General features: G+C 71.4%; 21 protein-coding genes and 1 rRNA gene. 16 read left to right on the forward strand and 6 right to left on the reverse strand.

Features of this window, described 5'->3' with window-relative positions; translation table 11 throughout:
• Window positions 1–26 precede the first annotated feature (26 nt).
• A complete protein-coding gene (cysM, locus tag K330_RS0105285) occupies window positions 27–941 on the reverse strand; it encodes a cysteine synthase CysM (RefSeq protein ID WP_022920808.1) in 915 nt (304 codons plus the stop codon).
• Window positions 942–1,031: 90 nt separating this feature from the next.
• On the opposite strand from cysM, the gene K330_RS24485 reads away from it, so the two are divergent.
• On the forward strand, window positions 1,032–1,976 hold the full coding sequence (locus K330_RS24485; RefSeq protein ID WP_029202339.1) for a cold-shock protein: 945 nt from the start codon (window positions 1,032–1,034) through the stop codon (window positions 1,974–1,976).
• Window positions 1,977–2,110: 134 nt separating this feature from the next.
• Here K330_RS24485 and K330_RS0105295 read toward each other — a convergent pair whose 3' ends face one another.
• Window positions 2,111–2,653, reverse strand: coding sequence for a hypothetical protein (locus K330_RS0105295; RefSeq protein ID WP_022920809.1), 543 nt, complete (start codon window positions 2,651–2,653; stop codon window positions 2,111–2,113).
• A gap of 33 nt (window positions 2,654–2,686) precedes the next feature.
• A complete protein-coding gene (locus K330_RS0105300) occupies window positions 2,687–3,256 on the reverse strand; it encodes a hypothetical protein (protein WP_156875686.1) in 570 nt (189 codons plus the stop codon).
• 217 nt (window positions 3,257–3,473) lie between these two features.
• Between K330_RS0105300 and K330_RS0105305 the strand changes: the two genes are divergently transcribed.
• Together K330_RS0105305 and K330_RS0105310 are read left to right on the forward strand one after the other, a co-directional pair.
• The gene (locus tag K330_RS0105305) at window positions 3,474–4,049 is read left to right on the forward strand and encodes a uracil-DNA glycosylase family protein (protein ID WP_022920811.1); all 576 of its coding nucleotides are present in this window, start codon (window positions 3,474–3,476) and stop codon (window positions 4,047–4,049) included.
• Between the two features lie 129 nt (window positions 4,050–4,178).
• Complete coding sequence (locus K330_RS0105310; protein WP_022920812.1) at window positions 4,179–4,928, forward strand: class I SAM-dependent methyltransferase; 750 nt, start codon at window positions 4,179–4,181, stop codon at window positions 4,926–4,928.
• A 9-nt stretch (window positions 4,929–4,937) separates the two neighbouring features.
• Here K330_RS0105310 and K330_RS0105315 read toward each other — a convergent pair whose 3' ends face one another.
• Complete coding sequence (locus tag K330_RS0105315; RefSeq protein WP_022920813.1) at window positions 4,938–5,654, reverse strand: class I SAM-dependent methyltransferase; 717 nt, start codon at window positions 5,652–5,654, stop codon at window positions 4,938–4,940.
• A 116-nt stretch (window positions 5,655–5,770) separates the two neighbouring features.
• Complete coding sequence (locus K330_RS0105320) at window positions 5,771–7,360, reverse strand: catalase (RefSeq protein ID WP_022920814.1); 1,590 nt, start codon at window positions 7,358–7,360, stop codon at window positions 5,771–5,773.
• Between the two features lie 467 nt (window positions 7,361–7,827).
• Here K330_RS0105320 and infC point away from each other — a divergent pair, with 467 nt between their 5' ends.
• The 4 genes from infC (at window position 7,828) to K330_RS0105340 (ending at window position 9,958) form a co-directional block, all read left to right on the forward strand.
• Window positions 7,828–8,418 (forward strand): translation initiation factor IF-3, encoded by a 591-nt coding sequence (gene infC, locus K330_RS19320; protein WP_051145455.1) that lies wholly within the window; start codon window positions 7,828–7,830, stop codon window positions 8,416–8,418.
• 85 nt (window positions 8,419–8,503) lie between these two features.
• Entirely contained in the window at window positions 8,504–8,698 is a 195-nt protein-coding gene (gene rpmI / locus K330_RS0105330; protein ID WP_022920816.1) for a 50S ribosomal protein L35, read from the forward strand.
• Window positions 8,699–8,748: 50 nt separating this feature from the next.
• Window positions 8,749–9,123 (forward strand): 50S ribosomal protein L20, encoded by a 375-nt coding sequence (gene rplT, locus K330_RS0105335; protein WP_022920817.1) that lies wholly within the window; start codon window positions 8,749–8,751, stop codon window positions 9,121–9,123.
• 31 nt (window positions 9,124–9,154) lie between these two features.
• The gene (locus tag K330_RS0105340) at window positions 9,155–9,958 is read left to right on the forward strand and encodes a TrmH family RNA methyltransferase (protein WP_229665747.1); all 804 of its coding nucleotides are present in this window, start codon (window positions 9,155–9,157) and stop codon (window positions 9,956–9,958) included.
• Here the strand turns inward: K330_RS0105340 and K330_RS19325 are convergent.
• The gene (locus K330_RS19325; RefSeq protein ID WP_202804498.1) at window positions 9,955–10,899 is read right to left on the reverse strand and encodes a DUF368 domain-containing protein; all 945 of its coding nucleotides are present in this window, start codon (window positions 10,897–10,899) and stop codon (window positions 9,955–9,957) included. The two genes, K330_RS0105340 and K330_RS19325, sit on opposite strands and share 4 nt — an antisense overlap.
• A gap of 70 nt (window positions 10,900–10,969) precedes the next feature.
• Here K330_RS19325 and pheS point away from each other — a divergent pair, with 70 nt between their 5' ends.
• The 9 genes from pheS (at window position 10,970) to K330_RS0105390 (ending at window position 22,337) form a co-directional block, all read left to right on the forward strand.
• The gene (gene pheS, locus K330_RS0105350) at window positions 10,970–12,064 is read left to right on the forward strand and encodes a phenylalanine--tRNA ligase subunit alpha (protein WP_022920818.1); all 1,095 of its coding nucleotides are present in this window, start codon (window positions 10,970–10,972) and stop codon (window positions 12,062–12,064) included.
• Window positions 12,064–14,628, forward strand: coding sequence for a phenylalanine--tRNA ligase subunit beta (gene pheT, locus K330_RS0105355; protein WP_022920819.1), 2,565 nt, complete (start codon window positions 12,064–12,066; stop codon window positions 14,626–14,628). Before pheS ends, pheT begins: the two co-directional genes overlap by 1 nt.
• Window positions 14,629–14,650: 22 nt before the next feature.
• The gene (locus K330_RS0105360; protein WP_022920820.1) at window positions 14,651–15,433 is read left to right on the forward strand and encodes an SDR family NAD(P)-dependent oxidoreductase; all 783 of its coding nucleotides are present in this window, start codon (window positions 14,651–14,653) and stop codon (window positions 15,431–15,433) included.
• Between the two features lie 18 nt (window positions 15,434–15,451).
• Window positions 15,452–16,369 (forward strand): aminoglycoside phosphotransferase family protein, encoded by a 918-nt coding sequence (locus tag K330_RS0105365; RefSeq protein ID WP_202804499.1) that lies wholly within the window; start codon window positions 15,452–15,454, stop codon window positions 16,367–16,369.
• 65 nt (window positions 16,370–16,434) lie between these two features.
• On the forward strand, window positions 16,435–16,932 hold the full coding sequence (gene argR / locus K330_RS0105370; protein WP_040657782.1) for an arginine repressor: 498 nt from the start codon (window positions 16,435–16,437) through the stop codon (window positions 16,930–16,932).
• An 80-nt stretch (window positions 16,933–17,012) separates the two neighbouring features.
• Window positions 17,013–18,434, forward strand: a complete 1,422-nt coding sequence (argH, locus tag K330_RS19330; RefSeq protein WP_022920823.1) for an argininosuccinate lyase — start codon at window positions 17,013–17,015, stop codon at window positions 18,432–18,434.
• A gap of 12 nt (window positions 18,435–18,446) precedes the next feature.
• Window positions 18,447–19,100 carry a DNA-3-methyladenine glycosylase gene (locus K330_RS0105380; RefSeq protein ID WP_040657783.1) on the forward strand — a complete coding sequence of 218 codons (654 nt, stop codon included), beginning with the start codon at window positions 18,447–18,449 and terminating at the stop codon, window positions 19,098–19,100.
• An 87-nt stretch (window positions 19,101–19,187) separates the two neighbouring features.
• Window positions 19,188–20,447: a tyrosine--tRNA ligase gene (gene tyrS, locus K330_RS0105385; protein ID WP_022920825.1), complete on the forward strand. Its 1,260-nt coding sequence runs from the start codon at window positions 19,188–19,190 to the stop codon at window positions 20,445–20,447.
• 367 nt (window positions 20,448–20,814) lie between these two features.
• Window positions 20,815–22,337: ribosomal RNA gene (locus K330_RS0105390) — 16S ribosomal RNA — on the forward strand.
• Window positions 22,338–22,718: the final 381 nt, after the last annotated feature.

Below are 22,718 nucleotides of genomic sequence, written 5' to 3' on the forward strand. Positions count from 1 at the left end.
CTGATGGGCCGCCGGCCTGCTGGTGCTCAGGATGGGAACACACCGCTGGACAGGTACCGGTCGCCGCGGTCGCACACCACGAAGACGATCGTGGCGCCCTCGACCTCCTCGGCCACCTGCAGGGCGGTCCAGCAAGCGCCGCCCGCCGAGACCCCGCCGAAGACGCCCTCCTCGCGGGCCAGCCGACGGGCTGTCTCCTCCGCGTCGGCCTGGGTGACCTCGACGGTCCGGTCCACCGCCGACGGATCGAAGATCTTCGGCACATACTCCGGCGGCCAGGCGCGGATCCCCGGGATCTTCGCACCCTCCGCGGGCTGTGCCCCGACGATCTGCACACCTGCGTTGCGCGACCGCAGGAACCGCGAGACCCCGGTGATCGTGCCGGTGGTGCCCATCGCGGACACGAAGTGGGTGATCCGACCGTCGGTCTGGCGCCACAGCTCCGGGCCCGTGCCGTTCTCGTGGGCACGGGGGTTGTCCGGGTTGCCGAACTGGTCCAGGACCCGGCCCCTACCCTCGCGCTCCATCTGCGTCACGACGTCGCGGGCCTCTTCCATGCCCCCCTCAGCCGAGGTGAGAACCAGGTCGGCTCCGTAGGCCTTCATCGTCTGGATGCGCTCGGTAGAGGCGTTCTCGGGCATCACGATGACCAGCGGGTAGCCGCTGATCGCCGCCGCCATCGCCAAGCCGATCCCGGTGTTGCCGGACGTGGCCTCCAGCAGGGTGTCGCCGGGGGAGATCTCTCCTCGCTCCTCGGCGCCCCGGATCATGCTGATCGCGGGCCGGTCCTTCACCGAGCCGGCCGGGTTGTTCCCCTCCAGCTTGGCCAGCAGCACGTTGCCTCGGCGCTCGTTCTCCGGCCCCGGAAGGCGCTGCAGACGTACCAGCGGGGTGTCGCCGATGACGTCCTCCATCGTCTGGTACGGCCGAGGGTTGCTCACCCGCCGGATTCTACGGTGGTGGTCACCGAAGAATCGCTCGTCGGGGACACTGGGGGGAACACCGACCGCCGCCTGGAGAAGGAGACAGCCGTGACCGAGGGAACAGTCCGCTGGTTCGATGCCGACCGGGGGTTCGGTTTCATCGCCGTGGGAGAGGGCGCAGAGGACCTGTACGTGCACGCGTCCGAGATCGTCAGCGACGACGCGATGAAGCTGCTCCGGGAAGGACAGGTGGTCGAGTTCGAGATCGGTGAGGGGGACCGTGGTCCGCAGGCACGCCGCGTCCGGGTGCTGGCCGACCTGGCTGCCGACACGACCCTCGGCCTGCTCGGCACCGTCTCCTGGTACGAGCCTGCCAAGGGATACGGCTTCATCACACCCGACGGCGGGGGGCCCGAGATCTTCATGCACAGCTCGGCCATCGTCGGGGGCGGCGTCGTCGTGGAGGGGCAGCGGGTGGCGTTCCTCGTCGTCGACGGGGAGAAAGGGCCCCAGGCCGATCACCTGCTGCCCCTGGGAGCCCAGGCCGCTCACCAGGCGGAGGTGACGGACGGGGCGGACGGCACCGTGTCCTGGTACGACGAGGACAAGGGTTTCGGGTTCATCACCCCCGAGTCCGGCGGCCCCGATGTCTTCGTCCACGTCCGCGCGCTGGCCGACGGGCTCCCTGAGCTCGAGGAGGGGGACCGGGTCACCTATGACGTCGTCGAGAGCGAGAAGGGGCCACAGGCTCGCGACGTGCGTCTCGCGCGCAGCTCGGCACGGCGCGGCGCGTCGGCGACGTCGACGACCCGGCCCCGCTCGAGGCGACGGGAGGCCTCCGACGTCCCGGCGCGCGGCGGCGAGGGCGTGGTCACGCGCTACGACGCAGAACGGGGGTTCGGCTTCATCGCTCCGGACGCGGGAGGCCCGGACCTGTTCGTGCACGTGTCGGTCCTCAGGGACGACGAGGCGCTGCTCAAGGGCGACCGTGTCCGCTTCCAGGTGCGACAGAGCGATCGAGGACCGCAGGCCGACCGCGTCGAACGGGTGTGAGCGGGGACGCAGCTGTGCGCGAGTCATGGCGGTCCAACCGCCACCGGCCACGGCTTTGTCGACGTGGTGGAAGGGTTGCCGACGGTCCTTCGACCTGGGTCAGCGGTGAACCGACCGACGGCGTCTGCTCGCACCTACTCCTCCATCGGGCAGGTGCCGTCCGGTTCGAGGAAGTCGTCGGTGCACAAGGTGACCTCCGCGACGACCTCGAGGGAGTACGGGCGTCCTTCGACCTCGTAGGCGACCCGGTAGCCGCCCCTGACCCACTTGCCGGGCTGGGTGACCTCCAGCCCCATCACGAGGAGGTAGCCGGTGAGCGCGCCACCCTCCGCCTCCTGCGCCTTCTCCGGCTGGAGGACGGCCCCCTCGGCAGGGACAAGGGGACCGAGGGCGTCGTGCGTCGGCGGGAACTGCGGCTCGAACTGATGGCTCTCCGTCCGGCCCCCGCCGATCAGTGCATCGACCAGCCTGAGCTGCCGTGGCGTGTCGACGAGCTCGACGGACGTGATGCGCGCCGGCTTGTCCCCGTGGTTGAGCAGCACCTCGAACGTGTCCGTGACGGGCTCGCCCACCGCGACGTGGAAGCCGCCGTAGCCGTGGTCGTGCGGAGTAGGCAGAGGCCCGTCGGTGGAGGCCGCGCCGAGGCTGGTGCAGCCCGCCAGCGGGAGCAGCGCCACGAGGGGCCAGCGATCGACAGCGCCCCGAGAGGGTCATGCGCTCTCGTGCGGGGGGGCGCGGCCCCGGGCCTGGAGGGCAGCCTCGTCGGCACGGCGTGACCTGGCGGTGTGGTCCACGTGCAGCTGGACGACGGGGTCCTCCACGAGGGCACCCTCGAGGACGTGACCGCCGTGCAGGTACATGTCGATCGTGCGCCCCTCCACCTCCCAGAAGGCGGTGAACGTGTCCGGGTCCTCGCCAGGCGTCAGCTCCTCGACGGGCGCGCCGGCGAAGCCGGAGGACAGCTCGCGCAGCTGCCGGGCGGCCGCCCGCACGGCTTCGGGCGGTCCGCCGCGCCACAGGAACCAGCTGACGCCGACGAAGTCCCCCTCGAAGGTGTGCCAGCCGAGACCCGGGCTTCCCCACCGCTCGGGCCCCTCGCCCACGACGGTGTCGGAACCGTACTCACCCCAGGCCCGGTGGGCGGCCCGCACGTCCAGCCCGTGCCTCGTGAACCACTCGAGGCGTTGTGCCTCCGACGTCGGCCACTCGGACCTGACGAGACGTTCCACGAGGGTTGCCACCTCGTCCGGGTCGGGCAGCACGTCCAGATCCCCATGCATCTGCCCACCCTAGGGCGTGATGACTGCCGGCGGGGGTCACCATGGGCCGGCTGCACGGCGACCGCGCCTTCTCCGCGGCCGGCCTGATCGCCTTCACCGAACCCGCCACCCGGCCGCGCCCGAGCTGCTCGAGGTGCCGGTCGAGGTGTGACGCGGGGCCGGTCGTGGGACCGTCGGAAACCAGAAGAGGCGGACACACCGTCGCGAAGGAGACGACGTGCGCAGCGAGCGAGGCCCCGACACGCACCGGACCACGGTGCAGTGGATGGGAGAGCCCGTGCTCACCCTCGCCGACGTCTGGCCGCAGCGACCTCGCGGCGTCATCGTCAGCCTCAACTCGACACCCACCAGTGTCGCCGCCGGCCACTACCACCAGGGCTCGCTGGCGCAGCGTCAGCTCTCCCGTCTCGCCGACGCCGGCCTGTTCCGGGCCCCCGAACCCGGTCAGACCTCCTTCGAGGACGTCGCAGCAGAGGCCGGCATCGGCCTTGCCGACGTGGTCAGACGCCCGACCTGTGCCGAGAGGCATCTGATCGCCCGCGAGATCGAGGTCGGCCGCAGGTCCCTGGTCGTCGAGCTGGAGGCTCGACGTGTCGCGCTCCTCATCTGCATCTTCCGCCGCCCGGTGGACGTCCTGCTCGGGACCAGCGGCCCACCGGGGTTCCAGCCGCGGACGACGTCCTGGGGAGCGCGGGTCTTCCGCCTGCCCGGCCCCTTCGCACCGGTGCAGGAGGTGCGCGGCGTGATGGCGGAGCTCACCCAAGCCCTCGGCTCCGCCTCCTCCGTGCAGTGACAGGCACCGTCACGACGACCTGACGAGGACCCGCCGACGTAGGGTGCGGGACAACCAGAGGCAGCCGGGTCGGGGGCGCAGGGGGACAAGCCCTGACGCACCCGGGTGGCACCGACCAGGAGGATGCGGGTGAGCGAGGCGTTCTACTCCAGCGCGAGGATCTACGACCTGCTGTTCCCAGGCGGCGGGCCGGCGGTCGCCTTCTACCGCTCCCAGGCGCGGGGGAGGGGCGGGTCGGTCCTGGAGCTCGGGTGCGGCACCGGCCACAAGCTGATCCCGATCGCCGCGGACGGGCACCCGTGCGTGGGCCTGGACAGCTCGACCGACATGCTGGTCGAGGCCCGGCGCAAGGCGGACGAGCAGGGAGTGACGGCCGAGTGGGTCCAGGGCGACATGCGGGCCTTCGACCTGGGGCGCACCTTCGACCTCGTGCTCATCCCGGCCAACTCCCTCCTGCACCTGCACACGACGGAGGACCTGGTCAGCTGCTTCCGGACGGTGCGACGCCACCTGGCACCAGGAGGCCGCCTCGTCCTGGACGTCTTCAACCCGAGCGTGCGGCTGCTCGCCGGGGCCGACGGCGTGCGCCGCAACCGGGAGTCCCTGACCTTCCAGGACCCCGAGCGCGGCCGCGTGCGGGTCGACGTCGCCGAGACCTATGACGCGCTCGACCAGGTCACCCGCGGCACCTGGCACTTCTCGACGCAGGAGGAGCCTGACTTCCTCGTCGTCCCGCTGGCCCTGCGCAGCATCTTCCCCCAGGAGCTGCCGGTGCTCCTCTCCCTCGGCGGTCTGCGCCTCCTCGACCGCTTCGGTGACTGGTCGGGTGCCCCGTTCACGGGGGACGCGCCGGTCCAGGTCTGCGTCTGCGTCGCCTGACCCGACCGCTCAGGCGGGCTCGAGCACGAAGAAGAGGAAGCCGATGAAGGCCCGGCCCCGCATCGGCGGGAGCAGCTCCGCCGGGGTGTCCGGCGTGGGCGAGGGCTCGGTGATGGTCGAGATCCGCAGGCCGGCCCCGGCGAAGGCCTCGGCCATGGCGCTCAGGGGGCGATGCCAGAAGGTGAGCACGGCCTTCTGCCCGGCGAAGGTGTAGTCCTCGGAGTACTCGGTCAGGGCGAAGTAGTCGGCCCGGGGGTACACGATCGGGTAGGCACCCGGGTGGTTCACCGAGACCAGCACACGACCACCGGGGCGCAGCACCCGGCGCAGCTCCGCCAGCGGCCCGGACCAGTCCTGCAGGTAGTGCAGCACGAGGGAGGCGACCACGAGGTCGAAGGCCCCGTCGTCGAAGGGAAGGGGCTCCCGGAGGTCCCCCACGCGCACGTCGGCGTCCTGCCCGAGCCGGCGGCGGGCCAGGCCGACCATGGCCGCGCTCGCGTCGAGGCCGGTGACCCGGGCGCCGCGCTCGTGCAGCGCGGAGGCCAGCGGCCCCGACCCGCAGCCGGCGTCCAGCACGGCGAGCCCGGTCACCTCACCCGCCAGCCGCAGCATCTCGGGACGTTCGTACCAGGCGTTGAACAGGCTGGACTCGTTCTCCGCCGCGTAGGCCTCGGCGAAGGTGTCGTAGGCGGCCGGGGGCGAGGGGTCGGGCGGAACGGCGGGCATGCGTGCCTGTCTAACGGGTCGTCGCGAGCAGGGGCCCCGGACACGCCGACGGCCCCCCGCCCGGAGCAGGCGCGGGGCCGTCGGCAGGGGCCGGGCTTACGGCATACCCGGCGAGGTCAGCGGTGCCCGCCGACGAGGTCGGCCCCGGTCTCCTCGCGCAGCGCGTCGACCTCGTCGGCGTGCGCGTCGGAGGCGCCCGGGACGTCGTCGCCGAGCAGACCCCGGGCCGCGGACTCGATCCGGTCCCCGACCTCCTGGTCGATGGCGCGCCAGTAGGCGTAGACACGCTCACGGACCTGCGGCTCGCAGTCGCCCATCATGCCGGCGACGGTCTGCACCAGGCGCTCGCGCGCCTCCTCGCTGTAGACCTCGCGGACCAGGGTGCGCGCCTGGCCGAAGTCGCTGTCGTCGCGGCGCAGGTCGTAGGCCTGGCGTACGAGCTCCCCGTCGGCCTCCCAACCGTTCTCCACCGGCCCCGTCCGGTCCGACCAGGGGCGGCCGTAGGCGTTGGTCGCGTAGGTCGGCTGGCTGCCGGAGTGCAGGTAGGCCATCGGGCCGTCGAACTGGTAGGCGTTGACCTGCACCTTGGGCTGGTTGACCGGCAGGTGCGTGAAGTTGGCACCGATGCGGTGGCGCTGGGCGTCGGGGTAGGAGAACACGCGGGCCAGCAGCATCTTGTCGGGGGAGACGCCGGTGCCGGGCACCTGGTTCGACGGGCTGAAGGCGGCCTGCTCGATCTGGGCGAACCAGTTCTGCGGGTTGCGGTCCAGCGTCAGCGTCCCGACCCGGTGCAGGGGGTAGTCGGCGTGCGGCCACACCTTGGTCAGGTCGAAGGGGTTGAAGCGGTACGTCCTGGCCTCCTCGTACGGCATGACCTGCACCGACAGGGTCCAGCTGGGGTGCTCGCCGCGCTCGATCGCCTCGAACAGGTCGCGCCGGTGGAAGTCGGCGTCCTGCCCGGCCAGCAGGCCGGCCTCCTCGTTCGTCATGTTCTCGACACCCTGGTCGCTGTGCCAGTGGTACTTGACGAAGAACCGCTCCCCGGCCGCGTTGACCCACATGTAGGTGTGCGAGGAGTAGCCGTTCATGTGCCGCCAGGTCTTGGGCAGGCCGCGGTCACCCATGACGTAGGAGACCTGGTGCGCTGACTCGGGGTTGGCGGTCCAGAAGTCCCACTGCATGTTGGGCGAGCGCAGCCCGCTGTCGGGGGTGCGGCGCTGCGAGCGGATGAAGTTGGGGAACTTCATCGGGTCGCGCACGAAGAAGACCGGGGTGTTGTTCCCGACGATGTCGAGGTTGCCCTCGTCGGTGTAGAGGCGCACCGCGAAGCCTCGGACGTCGCGCCAGGTGTCGGGGGAGCCCTGCTCGCCCGCGACCGTGGAGAAGCGCAGGAGCGTCTCGGTGGAGGCGCCCGGCTGGAACACGGCGGCCTTGGTCCACGCGGAGACGTCCTCGGTCACCTCGAAGACGCCGAAGGCACCCGAACCCTTGGCGTGCGGCAGCCGCTCCGGGACCTTCTCGCGGTCGAAGTGGGCCAGGTTCTCGATGAGCGCGACGTCGTGCAGCAGCAGCGGGCCGTCGGCCCCCACGGACAGGCTGTTGCGGTCAGAGTCGTTGGGGGCGCCGTTGCTCGTCGTCGAGCCGGTGGGGACGGGGCCTGCGCCGGTGTGCTCGGCGTTGACAAAACCAGGACGGGTGTCGGTCATGCCTTCTCCTTCGGTTGTTCTCGGGGTCGGCGGTGCCGCGGACGTCATGTCATCTTATCTTGAGTGATTCAAAAACTTGCAGGTGGTGCGACGGCGGTGCTCGCGGAGCCGGTCCCTCGACGACGCATCCGGGCCGGCCCGGGCGGTCTGCTACGATGGTGGATCGACCAGTCGGGCACCTGTGCACAGTGCAGGGGCCCGACGTGCAAGAGGGGCTCGCGCCCCCACCCGCGTCGACCCCAGGGTCGCCGGGTCCCAGGTCCCACCCCGGCCCGCCGGGGTGAGCGTATGACGTGGCCCAGGTCACGGCATACCCGCCCGGCGCTGCTGGGTGCGGACCGGTGGCGAAGGCCTCTTGCGCACCTCGTGCCAGGAGGCCTTTCTGGTGCTCGGGGTCGTCAGGACGACAGACGAAGGAGCAGCACATCAGCGAGCCTCGCATCAATGACCGCATCCGGGTCCCGGAGGTGCGGTTGGTGGGCCCCAACGGGGAGCAGGTCGGCATCGTGCGCGTCGAGGACGCGCTGCGTCTTGCCGCCGAGGCCGACCTCGACCTCGTCGAGGTCGCCCCCATGGCGCGTCCCCCGGTCGCCAAGCTCATGGACTACGGCAAGTACAAGTACGAGACCGCCATGAAGGCGCGTGAGGCCCGGAAGAACCAGGTCAACACGGTCATCAAGGAGATCAAGCTCCGCCCCAAGATCGACCCGCACGACTACGGCACCAAGAAGGGCCACGTCGAGCGGTTCCTCAAGGCGGGCGACAAGGTCAAGGTCACCATCATGTTCCGCGGCCGCGAGCAGTCCCGCCCCGAGCTGGGTTTCCGGCTGCTGCAGCGCCTCGCCGAGGACGTCGCCGAGATCGGCTTCGTCGAGAGCGCGCCGCGCCAGGACGGCCGCAACATGGTCATGGTGATCGGGCCCGCGAAGAAGAAGACCGTCGTGCGCCAGGAGAAGAAGCGCGACGCCGAGCGCGCCGCGGCCTCCGACGACACGGTCGAGACCCCCGAGACCGCGGCCGAGGCTGCCCCGAACGAGACCGCCCCCGAGCAGGCGTGACCGTCGGCGCGCACGCGCCGACGCCACCCCGCTCTGACTCACCCACGCGCGCCGTCGGCGCGAGCGAGAACAAGGAGATCGGCCCATGCCGAAGATGAAGACCCACAGCGGCGCCAAGAAGCGTTTCCGCGTCACCGGCTCCGGCAAGGTGATGCGTCAGCGTGCGCGTCACGTGCACAAGTTCCAGGAGCGCCCGGCCCGTCAGGCCCGCCGCCTCGTGAACGACGTGGTGGTCGCCAAGTCCGACGTCCGCAAGGTGAAGAAGATGCTCGGCCTCTGAGGGCCTGAGCACTTCTCCCACACCCCCCAGAACCAGCAAGGAGACATCACGTGGCACGCGTGAAGCGGGCGGTCAACGCCCAGAAGAAGCGCCGGGTCGTCCTGGAGCGCGCCAGCGGTTACCGCGGGCAGCGCAGCCGGCTCTACCGCAAGGCCAAGGAGCAGGTCACCCACTCGCTCGTCTACGCCTACAACGACCGCCGTGACCGCAAGGGTGACTTCCGTCGCCTGTGGATCCAGCGGATCAACGCCGGCGCCCGCGCCAACGGCATGACCTACAACCGGTTCATCCAGGGTCTCAAGGCCGCCGGTGTCGAGGTCGACCGCCGCATGCTCGCCGAGCTCGCGGTCAACGACGAGGCAGCCTTCGTCGCGCTCGTCGAGCTGTCCCGGGCCAACGTCCCGGCCGCCAGCTCGGCCGCCTGAGACTGCGACACCCCTTCCGACGCCCCAGCCCGTGACCGACCTGCCGCTGCTGAGCAACGCTCGCAGCGAGCGCGTGCGGTCGGTCGCGGCGCTGGGGCGTCGTGCTGCCCGGGACAAACAGGGGCGCTTCCTCGTGGAGGGCCCGCAGGCGGTCCGCGAGCTGCTGGGGTATGCCGTGCACGCGGCAGAGGCCCTCTACGTCACGGACCCCGCAGCGTCGCGGCATACCGAGATCGTCTCGACAGCGCTCGGGGCCGGGGTCCCGGTCCACGGGTGCACCGAGCAGGTGCTGGCGGCGATGGCCGACACCGACCACCCCCAGGGCATGGTCGCGGTGGCACGGCGGGTCGACGTGCCCCTGCAGGAGGCCCTGGACGCGGTGGGGGAGCGCGGCTACGCGGTCGTGCTGACGCACGTGCGCGACCCCGGCAACGCGGGCACCGTGCTGCGGGGTGCCGACGCCTTCGGTGCGTCGGCGGTGCTGGTCAGCGCAGCCTCGGTCGACGTCTTCAACCCCAAGGTGGTGCGCTCCACGGCCGGCTCGGTCTTCCACCTGCCCGTGGCGGTCGGGACCCCGGTGCCCGAGCTGCTTCATGCCTGCCGGGACCGGGGGATCCGCCTGCTGGCCGCCGACGGCAGCGGTGCGACCGCGCTGCCGGACGCCGACCTCGGCGGCCCGCACGCCTGGGTCATGGGCAACGAGGCGTGGGGCCTGGAGCCCGAGGTGCTGGAGCTGTGCGACGACGTGGTCGCCATCCCGATCCGGCGCGCCGAGTCGCTCAACCTGGCGATGGCCGCGACCGTCTGCCTCCACGAGAGCGCGCGCGGGCGCTAGTCGCCCCTGCCGCCGGGCCTGCCGACACCGGACCCTTCAAAGAGCCCGGCGCCGACCGGCCTCGCGGCCGAGGCCTCCTCGCCACGGCGCCCGAGCCAGGCCAGGCCGAGCACCGCCGCGGCGCCGACCAGGCACAGCACGACCGGCACCGTCAGGTCCCCCTGGGGCGCCAGCAGGGCGCGGTCCTCGTCCTGCCAGGGCCACAGCGCCCGGACGGCCCCGGCGATCAGGCCGGTGACCACGACCAGCGTCAGGACGTGGTGCGACTCGAGCAGGCGCTGCAGCAGCCGGACGAAGAGGCTCAGCCCCAGGACCATCCCGGTGCCGAAGAAGACCAGGTAGCCCCAGTCGCGGCTGTTGACCGCCTCCAGGGTCGGGGCGTAGAGGCCGAGGGTGAGCAGCAGGAAGGACCCGGACAGACCCGGCAGCGCCAGCGCGCAGACCGCGACGCCCGCCGCAAGGAAGACCAGGACCGGGTTCGTGGGCAGGTGCTGGGGCGGCAGGCCGACGACCAGGAAGGCACCCAGCGCCACCACGGCGGCCAGCGCTCCGAGCGGCCAGGTCCACGCCCGGCCGACCATGAGCGCGGGCACCGTGATCGCCGCGACGCTCATCCCGAGGAAGAGCGCGAGCGTGGACACCGGGTGGTCCTCCACCAGCGGGCCGAGCAGCCGGGCGCCGACGAGGACCGCCGGCACCATCCCGAGGAGCACGGGGAGCACGACGTCCCACCGCACCCGGGCGAGCTCGGCCCGGGCGGCGGCACGGTCGGTGGGCAGCAGCCGGGCCGCGCCGACGAGGTGGCCGGCGGAGGTGATGAGGCGCTCGTAGACACCGACGATGAGCGCGACCGTCCCCCCGCTGATGCCGGGGACGACCTCGGAGAGGCCGATGAGGGCCCCGCGGGCAGCATGGAGCAGGGACGTCGTCACAGGGGCCATGACCGCCAAGGTTAGAGGGCAGGACAAGCCCGGTCGGGACCGGTGCGGCGGCGTGCCTAGACTTGCGCAGGTGTCCGGACCCAACACCAACTACGACCCTGTCGAGGTCGCCGCGCTCGCGCCAGAGGCTGTCGAGGCCGATGTCGCAGCCGCGCTGAGCGCCGTCGCCGCCGCGTCCGACCTCGAGCAGCTCAAGGCCGCCCGGCTGGCCCACGCGGGGGAGCGGTCCCCGCTGGCGCTGGCCAACCGCGAGATCGGCGCCCTGCCGCCCAGCGCCAAGGCCGAGGCCGGCAAGCGCGTCGGGCAGGCGCGCGGACGCGTGAGCCAGGCGCTGGCGGCGCGGCAGGCCGAGCTCGAGGCCGAGCGGGACGAGCGAATCCTGGTCGAGGAGGCGATGGACCTCACGGCGGTGCCCGCCCGTCGGCCTCTCGGCCGCCGGCACGTGCTCACCGTGACCGCCGAGCGCATGGCCGACGCCATGGTCGGCATGGGGTGGGAGATCGCCGAGGGCCCGGGCGTGGAGGCCGAGTGGTTCAACTTCGACGCGCTCAACTTCGACAAGGACCACCCGGCCCGGCAGATGCAGGACACGTTCTTCGTCGACCCCGCCGACGCGGGGCTGGTGCTGCGCACCCACACCTCGCCCGTCCAGGCCCGTTCCCTGCTCGAGCGGGGCGTGCCGCTCTACGTCGCGGTGCCGGGCAAGACCTTCCGGACCGACGAGCTGGACGCCACGCACACGCCGGTGTTCCACCAGCTCGAGGGCCTGGCCGTCGACGAGGGCCTGACGATGGCGCACCTGAAGGGCACCCTCGACCGGCTCGCCGAGGCGATGTTCGGGGAGGGGATCGTCAGCCGGCTGCGGCCGGCCTACTTCCCCTTCACCGAGCCCAGCGCGGAGATGGACTTCCAGTGCTTCGTCTGCCGCGGCGAGGACGCCGGCTGCCGGACGTGCGGCGGCACGGGGTGGATCGAGTGGGGCGGCTGCGGCATGGTCAACCACAACGTCCTGATCGCCTGCGGCGTCGACCCCGACCGCTACCAGGGCTTCGCCTTCGGCATGGGGGTGGAGCGGACCGCGATGTTCCGCCACGGCATCACCGACATGCGGGAGATGATCGAGGGAGACGTGCGCTTCAACGCGCAGTTCGGGATGGAGATCTGATGCGGGTTCCGGTCGACTGGCTGGGCGAGTACGTCGAGCTGCCCGAGGACGTGACCGGCGAGCAGATCGCCGCCGACCTCGTGGCCGTGGGGCTGGAGGAGGAGGGCCTGCACACCAGCGGTGTCGGCGGCCCCCTCGTCGTGGGCCGGGTGCTGGAGAAGCACCCGGAGCCGCAGAAGAACGGCAAGGTCATCAACTGGTGCCAGGTCGACGTCGGTGACGCCAACGGCAGCGGCGAGCCGCAGGGCATCGTCTGCGGTGCGCACAACTTCGAGCCGGGCGACCTCGTCGCGGTCATCCTGCCCGGCGGCGTCCTGCCGACCCCGCAGGGCCCCCTCACGATCTCCGCGCGCAAGACCTACGGGCACGTCTCCGCCGGCATGATCTGCTCCGTCCGCGAGCTGGGCATCGGCGACGACCACGAGGGCATCATCGTGCTGCCGCGCCTGCTCGGGGCCGACCGGGTCGAGCAGCTGGGCCTGACGCCCGGTGACGACCTCGTCGGGGTCCTCGGGCTGGACCGGGAGGTCGTCGAGGTCAACGTCACCCCGGACCGCGGCTACTGCTTCAGCATCCGCGGCATCGCCCGGGAGTACTCGCACTCGACGGGCGCGCCATACCGTGACCCCGCTGACCTGCCCGTCGACCCGGCCACCGACGACGGGTATGCCGTCGAGCTGCGGGACGAGCACCCCCGTGACGGCGAGGTCGCCGGGTGCGACCGCTACGTCGCGCGCGTCGTGCGCGGCATCGACCTGACCCGGCAGACGCCGGAGTGGATGGCGCGTCGGCTGACCGAGGCCGGCATGCGCCCGATCGGGCTGGCCGTGGACGTGACCAACTACGTGATGCTCGCCCTGGGGCAGCCGCTGCACGCCTTCGACCTGGCCACGCTGGACGGCCCGATCGTCGTGCGGCGGGCACGGGCGGGGGAGCGGCTGCGCACCCTCGACGACGTCGACCGCGAGCTCGACCCCGAGGACCTGCTCATCACCTGCGGCCCCGACGGGGAGCGCGTCCTGGCGCTCGCCGGCGTCATGGGCGGGGAGGACGGGGAGGTCACGCCCGGGGAGACGACCGACGTGCTGATCGAGTCGGCGCACTTCGACGCCCGCACCGTGGCGCGCACCTCCCGCCGGCACAAGCTCTCGAGCGAGGCGGCCAAGCGCTTCGAGCGGGGGGTCGACCCGGCCGTCACCGCCGCCGCCGCGCAGCTGGCCGTCGACCTGCTCGTCGAGCACGGCGGCGGCACCGCCGACCCGGCGATCACCGACCGCGACGAGCGGGCCAGCACCGCCATGCCGTCGATCCTCCTCGACCTGGGCATGCCCACCGACTACGTCGGTGTCGACTACAGCCCCGAACGGGTCGTCGAGGTGCTGAGGATGATCGGCTGCGAGGTCACGCCGGAGGACGAGACGCTGCCCGGGACCGTCAGCGTCGTCCCGCCCACGTGGCGGCCCGACCTGACCGACGCGCCGACCCTGGTGGAGGAGGTCGCGCGGATCGACGGCTACGACAAGATCCCCTCGGTCGTGCCGCGGGCGACCGGCGGCCGCGGCCTCACGCACGCCCAGCGCTCGCGCCGGGCCGTGGCCGGAGCCCTGGCCGGGCAGGGGCTGCAGGAGGTGCTGACGTACCCGTTCGTCGGCGCCACCCGGTTCGACGAGCTCGGCCTGGCCGCCGACGACCCCCGCCGTGCCGCCCTTCGGCTGGCCAACCCGCTGTCCGACGAGGCGCCGCTGATGCGCACCGAGCTGCTGCAGACGCTGCCCGAGGTGCTGCGGCGCAACATCTCCCGCGGGTCGCGGGACGTGGCCCTGTTCGAGATCGACACGGTCACCCTGCCGGACCACTCGGCGAGCGCACCGGTCCCCGACGTCGGCCAGCGCCCCGACGACGCGACCCTGGAGGCGATCCGCGCGGCGGTCCCGGGACAGCCGTGGCACGTCGCCGTGGTCGCCGCAGGCCTGGCCGACCGCGCCGGGTGGTGGGGCAGCGGCCGGCACGTCGACGTGACCGACGTCGCAGCCTGGGCCCACTCCGTGGCGGACACCCTCGGCGTCCGCGTCCGGCGGCGGCAGGCCGAGCGGGCGCCCTTCCACCCCGGCCGCTGCGTCGAGCTGACCCTCGACGACGGCACCACGGTCGGGTGGGCCGGCGAGCTGCACCCCAAGGTCAACCAGCGGCTGGGGCTGCCGGAGCGCACCAGCGCCGCCGAGCTCGACCTCGAGGTCCTCGTCCGGGCCAGCGACCACCGCAGCCAGGTGACCCACCTCTCGACGCACCCGGTGGCCGCGTCCGACGTCGCCCTGGTGGTCCCCCTGTCGGCCCGCTACGGGGAGGTGGAGGAGTCGCTGCGCGCCGGGGCCGGTGCGCTGCTCGAGAGCATCGCCCTCTTCGACGTCTATGTCGGCGACCAGATCGGCGACGACCAGCAGTCGCTGGCCTTCCGGATGCACTTCCGCGCTCCCGACCGCACGCTGACGACCGAGGAGGTCAACGCGGCGCGCGACGCGGCGGTCGCCCGGGCCGCACGCGACCACGGCGCCGTGCAGCGGTGAGCCGCCCGCGTAGGGTGACCGCATGACTGCTGCCTCCGCCGACCGCGTCGCCCTCGTCACCGGTGCCTCCCGCGGGATCGGTGCCCACATCGTCCAGGCGCTGGCCGGTGCGGGATGGACGGTCGTGGGCCTCTCCCGCTCCGGGCAGGTGGCCGACGGCGCCCAGGGCGTGGCGTGCGACGTCACGGACGCCGACGCCGTCGACCGCGCCGTCCGCCAGGTCGTCGACGAGTTCGGCAGGATCGACCTGCTCGTCAACAACGCCGGCCTCATCGAGACCGAGCAGCCGTTGTGGGACGCCGACGTCGACGAGTGGTGGCAGGTCATGGTCACCAACGTCAAGGGCCCCTTCCTGCTCATGCGGGCGGTCGTGCCGCACATGCTCTCCGCCGGGGGCGGGCGGGTGATCAACCTCAACTCCGGCTCCGGCACCCGGGAGAGCGACGTGCTCACCGCATACCACGCCTCCAAGTCGGCCCTGGCCCGGCTGACCGGCGGCGTGGCGCTGGCCGGGGCCCAGCACGGGGTGCACGCCTTCGACCTCGCGCCCGGGGTCGTCGAGTCCGACATGACGCACTCCATGAAGCTGCACCAGGGCCGCACCGAGTGGACCGACCCCGAGGACGTCAAGGCGCTGGTCCTGGCGATCGCCGACGGGGAGCTCGACGGCTTCAGCGGAAGGTTCGTCCGTGCGGGCACCGACGAGCTCGACGTGCTGCGTCGACGCTCCGCCGAGGGGATGGGCGAGGGAGAGCGCATGCTGCGCCTGCGCCCGTGGGGCGCGGGCGACCCGCTCTCGGGCTGAGCGCGCCCCGTGTATGGCGTGCGCCTGACCTGGGCGCAGCTGCCCCCGCACGTGCGTGCCTGGGTCGGCGACGTGCTGGACGGCCCGGTGGTCGGTGCGGTCTCCCAGCCGGGCGGCTTCTCACCCGGCTCCGCCGACCGCGTCGTGACGGACGGTGACCGGCGCGCGTTCGTCAAGGCGGTCAGCCCCGACCAGAACCCCCGCACACCCGACCTGCACCGCCGGGAGGTCGAGGTCCTGCGCACGCTGGCCGGCCTGCCGGAGGCGCCCCGGCTGGTGGCGGCGTCCGACGACGGTCACTGGGTCGTGCTGGTCGTCGAGGACGTGGAGGGCCGTCACCCGTCCCTGCCGTGGACCGACGAGGAGGTGGCGGCGACGCTGCACACCCTCACCTGCCTGGCCACCCGTCCCGCCCCGCCGACCTGGCCGGCGCTCGAGGAGGAGCTCGTGGGGGAGATGACCGCCTGGTCCCGGGTCAGGGAGTCGCCGGACGCACCGGTCGACCTGGACCCCTGGACCGTCGCCCACCTGTCGGAGCTCGACGCACTGGCACGGGCGACCCTGCCCCGTCTGGCGGGCGACAGGATCGTCCACACCGACCTGCGCGCCGACAACCTGCTCGTCACCCCCGACGGCCGGGTGCGGGTCGTGGACTGGCCGTGGGCCTCTCGGGGGGCCGCCTGGTTCGACGCCGCGACGCTGCTGCTCAACGTGCGCTGGTCCGGCCCCCTCGACGTGCGGCCGCACCTCGGCGCGCTCCGTGACCTGGGCGCCACCGACGAGGACGTGCTCGGCGTGCTCGCCGGCCTGGCCGGCTACCTGGTCGAGGCCGCTGCACAGCCACCCGCACCGGGACTGCCGACGCTGCGGGCCTTCCAGCGCGAGCAGGGCAGGGCCGCCCTGGCCCTGCTGCAGGAGCTGTGGCCGGCGGGGTGAGGAGCGGCCGGGTCCGGATAGTCATGCGGTCGCCTGTATAGTTCCACCACGTGACCAGCATCCCGATGACGCGTGCCGCGCGGCACCAGCGGATCGCCGACCTGCTCGAACGTCACGCGGTCGGCTCCCAGGGCCAGCTGCTCGACCTGCTGGCGGAGGACGGCATCTCGGTCACGCAGGCGACGCTGTCGCGCGACCTGGTCGACCTCGGCGCCGTCAAGGTGCGTCGCGGCCGCCACCTGGTCTACGCCGTCCCGGGGGAGGGTGGCGACACGACCCCGCGCCCGGCCCAGGACGCGCTGGAGGTGTCCTCGCGGCTGGTCCGGCTGCTGCAGGAGCTGCTGGTGAGCGCGCGCGCCGTCGGCAACCAGGTGGTCCTGCGCACCCCGCCTGGCGCCGCGCAGTTCCTCGCGGCGGCCATCGACCGCAGCGACGACCCGGACATCCTGGGCACGATCGCCGGCGACGACACCATCCTGGTCATCACCACCGCCCTGGACGGAGGGCCAGGCACGGCGCACCGCCTGCTGACCCTGGCCTCCGACCCCGAGGCGCGCGACTAGGCCGGGCTGTCCGGGCGCCCGCCGGCGCCGCACGCACGACCGTCGACCCGCCCCGTGGGCGGCTGAGGGAGGATGGAGCCATGACTGTGAGCCTGTGGGGAGGCCGTTTCAGCGGCGGACCCAGCGACGCCCTCGCGGCGCTGAGCAAGAGCACGCACTTCGACTGGCGTCTGGCGCCCTACGACCTGGCCGGGTCGCGGGCGCACGCCAGGGTCCTGCACAAGGCCGGGCTGCTGTCGGAGGAGGACCTGCGGACGATGCTCGAGGGTCTGCGCTCGCTGGGCGCCGACGTCACCTCCGGCGCCTTCGTCCCGGCGGAGACCGACGAGGACGTCCACACGGCGCTGGAGCGCGGCCTCATCGAGCGCGTCGGGCCCGAGGTCGGGGGGCGGCTGCGGGCCGGGCGCTCCCGCAACGACCAGGTCGCCACCCAGTTCCGCATGTACCTGCGCGACCAGGCCCGGCTCCTGTCCGCCAAGGTGCTGGACGTCGTCCACGCGCTCGTCGAGCAGTCCGCCCGCCACCCCGACGTCGCGATGCCCGGGCGGACCCACCTCCAGCACGCCCAGCCGGTCCTGCTCGCGCACCACCTGCAGGCCCACGCCTGGGCTCTGCTGCGCGACGTCGACCGGTGGGCCGACTGGGACCGGCGGGCCGCGGTGTCGCCCTACGGCTCGGGGGCGCTGGCCGGCTCATCCCTCGGGCTGGACCCGGAGGCGATCGCCCACGACCTGGGGATGGCCTCCTCGGTGGAGAACTCCATCGACGGCACGGCCTCCCGCGACTTCGCGGCGGAGTTCTCCTTCGTCGCGGCCATGCTGGGCGTGCACCTCTCGCGGATCGCCGAGGAGGTGATCCTCTGGTCCACGGCGGAGTTCGGCTTCGTCCGGCTGGACGACGCGTTCTCCACCGGCTCGAGCATCATGCCGCAGAAGAAGAACCCCGACGTGGCCGAGCTGGCGAGGGGCAAGGCAGGGCGCCTCATCGGTGACCTCGCCGGGCTGCTGGCCTCGCTCAAGGGCCTGCCCCTGGCCTACAACCGCGACCTGCAGGAGGACAAGGAGCCGGTCTTCGACGCCGTCGACACCCTCGAGGTCCTCCTGCCCGCGGTCTCGGGCATGGTGGCCACCCTGAGCTTCGTGCCGGAGCGGCTCGAGGAGCTCGCGCCGCAGGGGTTCTCGCTGGCCACGGACGTGGCGGAGTGGCTGGTGCGCCAGGGCGTGCCCTTCCGGGTGGCCCACGAGGTGGCGGGGGAGTGCGTGCGGGTCTGCGAGTCGCGGGGGATCGGCCTGGAGGACCTCGGCGACGGCGACCTGGCCGCGATCAGCGAGCACCTGCACCCGGGGGTGCGGTCGGTCCTCACGGTGCCGGGCTCGCTGGCGTCGCGCAACGCCCACGGCGGCACGGCCCCGGTGCGCGTGGCCGAGCAGCGTGCACACCTGCTGCACCAGCTCGCCGCCCACCGTCACTGGGTCGAGGACATGCCGGTCGTCCGGGACTGACGCATGACCACGATGATCGTCCCCGACCGGGCCGACCTGGCCGGACCCGTGCTCGAGGTGGCGCCGACGCTGCTCGGCGCGCGGGTCAGCGCCCACGGGGTCACGGTCCGGCTGACCGAGGTGGAGGCCTACGCCGGCACCCGCGACCCGGGCTCGCACGCCTTCCGGGGGCCGACGCCGCGGACCCAGGTCATGTTCGGGCCCGCCGCCCACCTCTACGTCTACTTCTCCTACGGCATGCACTGGTGCTGCAACGTGGTCTGCGGCCCGGACGGCGAGGCCAGCGCCGTGCTGCTGCGTGCGGGCGAGGTCGTGGACGGTATGGAGCTCGCGCGCGAGCGGCGCGACGCCGGCCGGGCCCGCCCGCACCCGGAGCGTGACCTGGCCCGAGGACCGGCTCGCCTGGCCTCCGCGCTCGGGCTCGGGCGCGAGCACGACGGGCTCGATCTGCTGGACCCCGCCAGCCCGGTCGTGCTGCGGCTGGCGCCGGCGCCCGTCGGACCCGTGCGGCAGGGACCGAGGGTGGGGGTCTCCGGCGCGGGCGGGGACCCCGAGCGCTACCCGTGGCGCTTCTGGGTGGACGGCGACCCGACGGTGTCGGTCTACCGGCCGGGCACCACCCGCAGACGGACCCGGCCCGACGACGGTGGCTCCGTCCGCACGTAGGCTTGGCCGGGCGTGGGTGGGCCGCAGGAGGCGGTCAGGACCCTGTCGCGCGCATCCCCTGCCACCCATCCGGAAGGACCCTGGACCGTGACGAACATCCTGGACGAGCTGCAGTGGCGCGGCCTGGTGGCGCAGACCACCGACGAGGCCGGGCTGCGGGAGGCCCTCGACGGGACCCTCACGGTCTACTGCGGCTTCGACCCGACCGCGGCGAGCCTGCACTTCGGCAACCTCGTCCAGCTGATCGTCCTGCGGCACCTCCAGCGTGCCGGGCACCGCGTGCTGGTGCTCGTCGGTGGGTCGACCGGCCTGATCGGCGACCCGCGCCCGACCTCCGAGCGGGTGCTGAAGACCAAGGAGCTCACCGCCGAGTACGTCGCGCGCATCCAGGCGCAGGTCCGCCCCTTCCTCGACTTCGAGGGGGACAACCCGGCGGTCGTGGTCAACAACCTCGACTGGACCGCGCCGCTGAGCGCCCTCGACTTCCTCCGCGAGGTCGGCAAGCACTTCCGGGTCAACCAGATGATCCGCAAGGAGGCGATCGCGGCGCGGCTGGAGAGCCAGGAGGGCATCTCGTACACGGAGTTCAGCTACCAGCTCCTGCAGGCGATGGACTACCTCCACCTCTACCGCGAGTTCGGCTGCACCCTCCAGACCGGCGGCCAGGACCAGTGGGGCAACCTCACGGCCGGTGTCGACCTCATCCACCGCGCGGAGGGCGGCAGCGCCCACGTCCTGACGACACCCCTCATCACCGACGAGAACGGTGAGAAGTACGGCAAGTCCGCGGGCAACGCGGTGTGGCTGGCCGGCGACATGACGAGCCCCTACGCCTTCTACCAGTACTGGATCAACGTCGCCGACAGCGAGGTGGCCAAGCTGCTGCGGGTCTTCACCGACCGGGACCGTGACCAGATCGCCGCGCTGGAGGAGTCCGCGCAGGAGCGGCCGCACCTGCGCGAGGCCCAGCGCGCGCTCGCCGCCGACATCACGACACTTGTCCACGGGGCCGGGGCCACCGCCCAGGTCGAGGCGGCCAGCCAGGTGCTGTTCGGCAGGGGTGACCCTGCCACCGTCGATGCCCCCACCTTGCGCGACGCGACGGCTGAGCTGCCGGGCGCCGACGTCGAGGACGGCAGCTCCGTGGTGGAGGCGTTGGTCGCCACCGGCCTGGCTGACAGCAAGGGTGCCGCCCGCCGCCTCATCGGCGACGGCGGCGTGAGCGTGAACAACGTCAAGGTGGGCGACGTGGACCAGGTGCTCGGCGACGCCGACTTCCTCCACGGGTCGGTGGCCCTGCTGCGTCGTGGCCGCAAACACCTCGCGGCGGCCCGAAAAGTGCTCTGACCTGCAGATTTGTGCGTCGCCAGGAGAGGGCCTAAAGTTATCTCTCGCCAGGCCGACAGGGAGGCACGGACACCGACACGGTGGCCGGTCCCGGGCAGGCCCCCAGCCTCGATCAGCTACGCACCACGGTGCGAGGCGCGGATTTGACTCCGACGAGTCGAGGCGAATAACCTGAACTGGTTGCCCCACACGAGAAAAGCCCACAAGGCCTCGACCGTGCGGTGTGCGTCCGATCCTTGAGAACTCAACAGCGTGTCAGATTATTGATGCCATAGTTTATTTTGTTTACTGCCGCGTCGTGCCGCCCCCGGTGGGGCGTGGTGGTTGTTTGTCAGGTATCTATTCTCTTTGGTAAGAGTTTAGGTTTTTATCGGAGAGTTTGATCCTGGCTCAGGACGAACGCTGGCGGCGTGCTTAACACATGCAAGTCGAACGATGAAGCCCAGCTTGCTGGGTGGATTAGTGGCGAACGGGTGAGTAACACGTGAGTAACCTGCCCACCACTCTGGGATAACTCCGGGAAACCGGTGCTAATACTGGATATGACTCCAACTCGCATGGGTATGGGGTGGAAAGATTTATCGGTGGTGGATGGACTCGCGGCCTATCAGCTTGTTGGTGGGGTAATGGCCTACCAAGGCGACGACGGGTAGCCGGCCTGAGAGGGTGACCGGCCACACTGGGACTGAGACACGGCCCAGACTCCTACGGGAGGCAGCAGTGGGGAATATTGCACAATGGGCGAAAGCCTGATGCAGCGACGCCGCGTGCGGGATGACGGCCTTCGGGTTGTAAACCGCTTTCAGCTCTGACGAAGCTTTTGTGACGGTAGGAGCAGAAGAAGCACCGGCTAACTACGTGCCAGCAGCCGCGGTAATACGTAGGGTGCGAGCGTTGTCCGGAATTATTGGGCGTAAAGAGCTTGTAGGCGGCTTGTCGCGTCTGCTGTGAAAACCCGGGGCTTAACCCCGGGCTTGCAGTGGGTACGGGCAGGCTAGAGTGTGGTAGGGGAGACTGGAATTCCTGGTGTAGCGGTGGAATGCGCAGATATCAGGAGGAACACCGATGGCGAAGGCAGGTCTCTGGGCCATTACTGACGCTGAGAAGCGAAAGCGTGGGGAGCGAACAGGATTAGATACCCTGGTAGTCCACGCCGTAAACGTTGGGCGCTAGGTGTGGGTCCCATTCCACGGGGTCCGTGCCGCAGCTAACGCATTAAGCGCCCCGCCTGGGGAGTACGGCCGCAAGGCTAAAACTCAAAGGAATTGACGGGGGCCCGCACAAGCGGCGGAGCATGCGGATTAATTCGATGCAACGCGAAGAACCTTACCAAGGCTTGACATATACCGGAAACTCTCAGAGATGGGGGCCCCGCAAGGTCGGTATACAGGTGGTGCATGGTTGTCGTCAGCTCGTGTCGTGAGATGTTGGGTTAAGTCCCGCAACGAGCGCAACCCTCGTTCTATGTTGCCAGCACGTGATGGTGGGGACTCATAGGAGACTGCCGGGGTCAACTCGGAGGAAGGTGGGGATGACGTCAAATCATCATGCCCCTTACGTCTTGGGCTTCACGCATGCTACAATGGCCGGTACAGAGGGCTGCGAAACCGTGAGGTGGAGCGAATCCCTTAAAGCTGGTCTCAGTTCGGATTGGGGTCTGCAACTCGACCCCATGAAGTCGGAGTCGCTAGTAATCGCAGATCAGCAACGCTGCGGTGAATACGTTCCCGGGCCTTGTACACACCGCCCGTCAAGTCACGAAAGTCGGTAACACCCGAAGCCGGTGGCCCAACCTCTTGTAGGGGGGAGCCGTCGAAGGTGGGACTGGTGATTGGGACTAAGTCGTAACAAGGTAGCCGTACCGGAAGGTGCGGCTGGATCACCTCCTTTCTAAGGAGCATCACTGAGCGCCTCCTGGCCGGCTGTGGTCGGTGGGGGGTGCTTGTCTGTGGCCTGCTGCGTGGACGCGTGTTCCACGGTGGGTTGCTCTGGGTGGAACGTCGATGATCTGTCGCTGCACGTGGTGCGTGCCGCACTGGTGAGTACGGCCCTTCGGGGTGGGGAAAGCTGGGTGGTGCGTGGTGGGTGTGGTGCTGACACGTTGTTGGGTCCTGAGGGATCGGGCCCTGTCACGGGCTGTGCCGTTGAGGCATGGTGTGTGGGAGGTGCTGGGTTTCCTTGGTTGTCCGGGGCCCCGGGTTCGTCCAGACCCGCAGCTGCTGTCTTCTCTGTGAGGGGGAGGTGGTGGGTGTGTGCTGGTGGGCGAGTGTT

Origin of the sequence: Ornithinimicrobium pekingense DSM 21552 (assembly GCF_000421185.1) — a bacterium.
Classification (GTDB): Bacteria; Actinomycetota; Actinomycetes; order Actinomycetales; family Dermatophilaceae; genus Ornithinicoccus; species Ornithinicoccus pekingensis.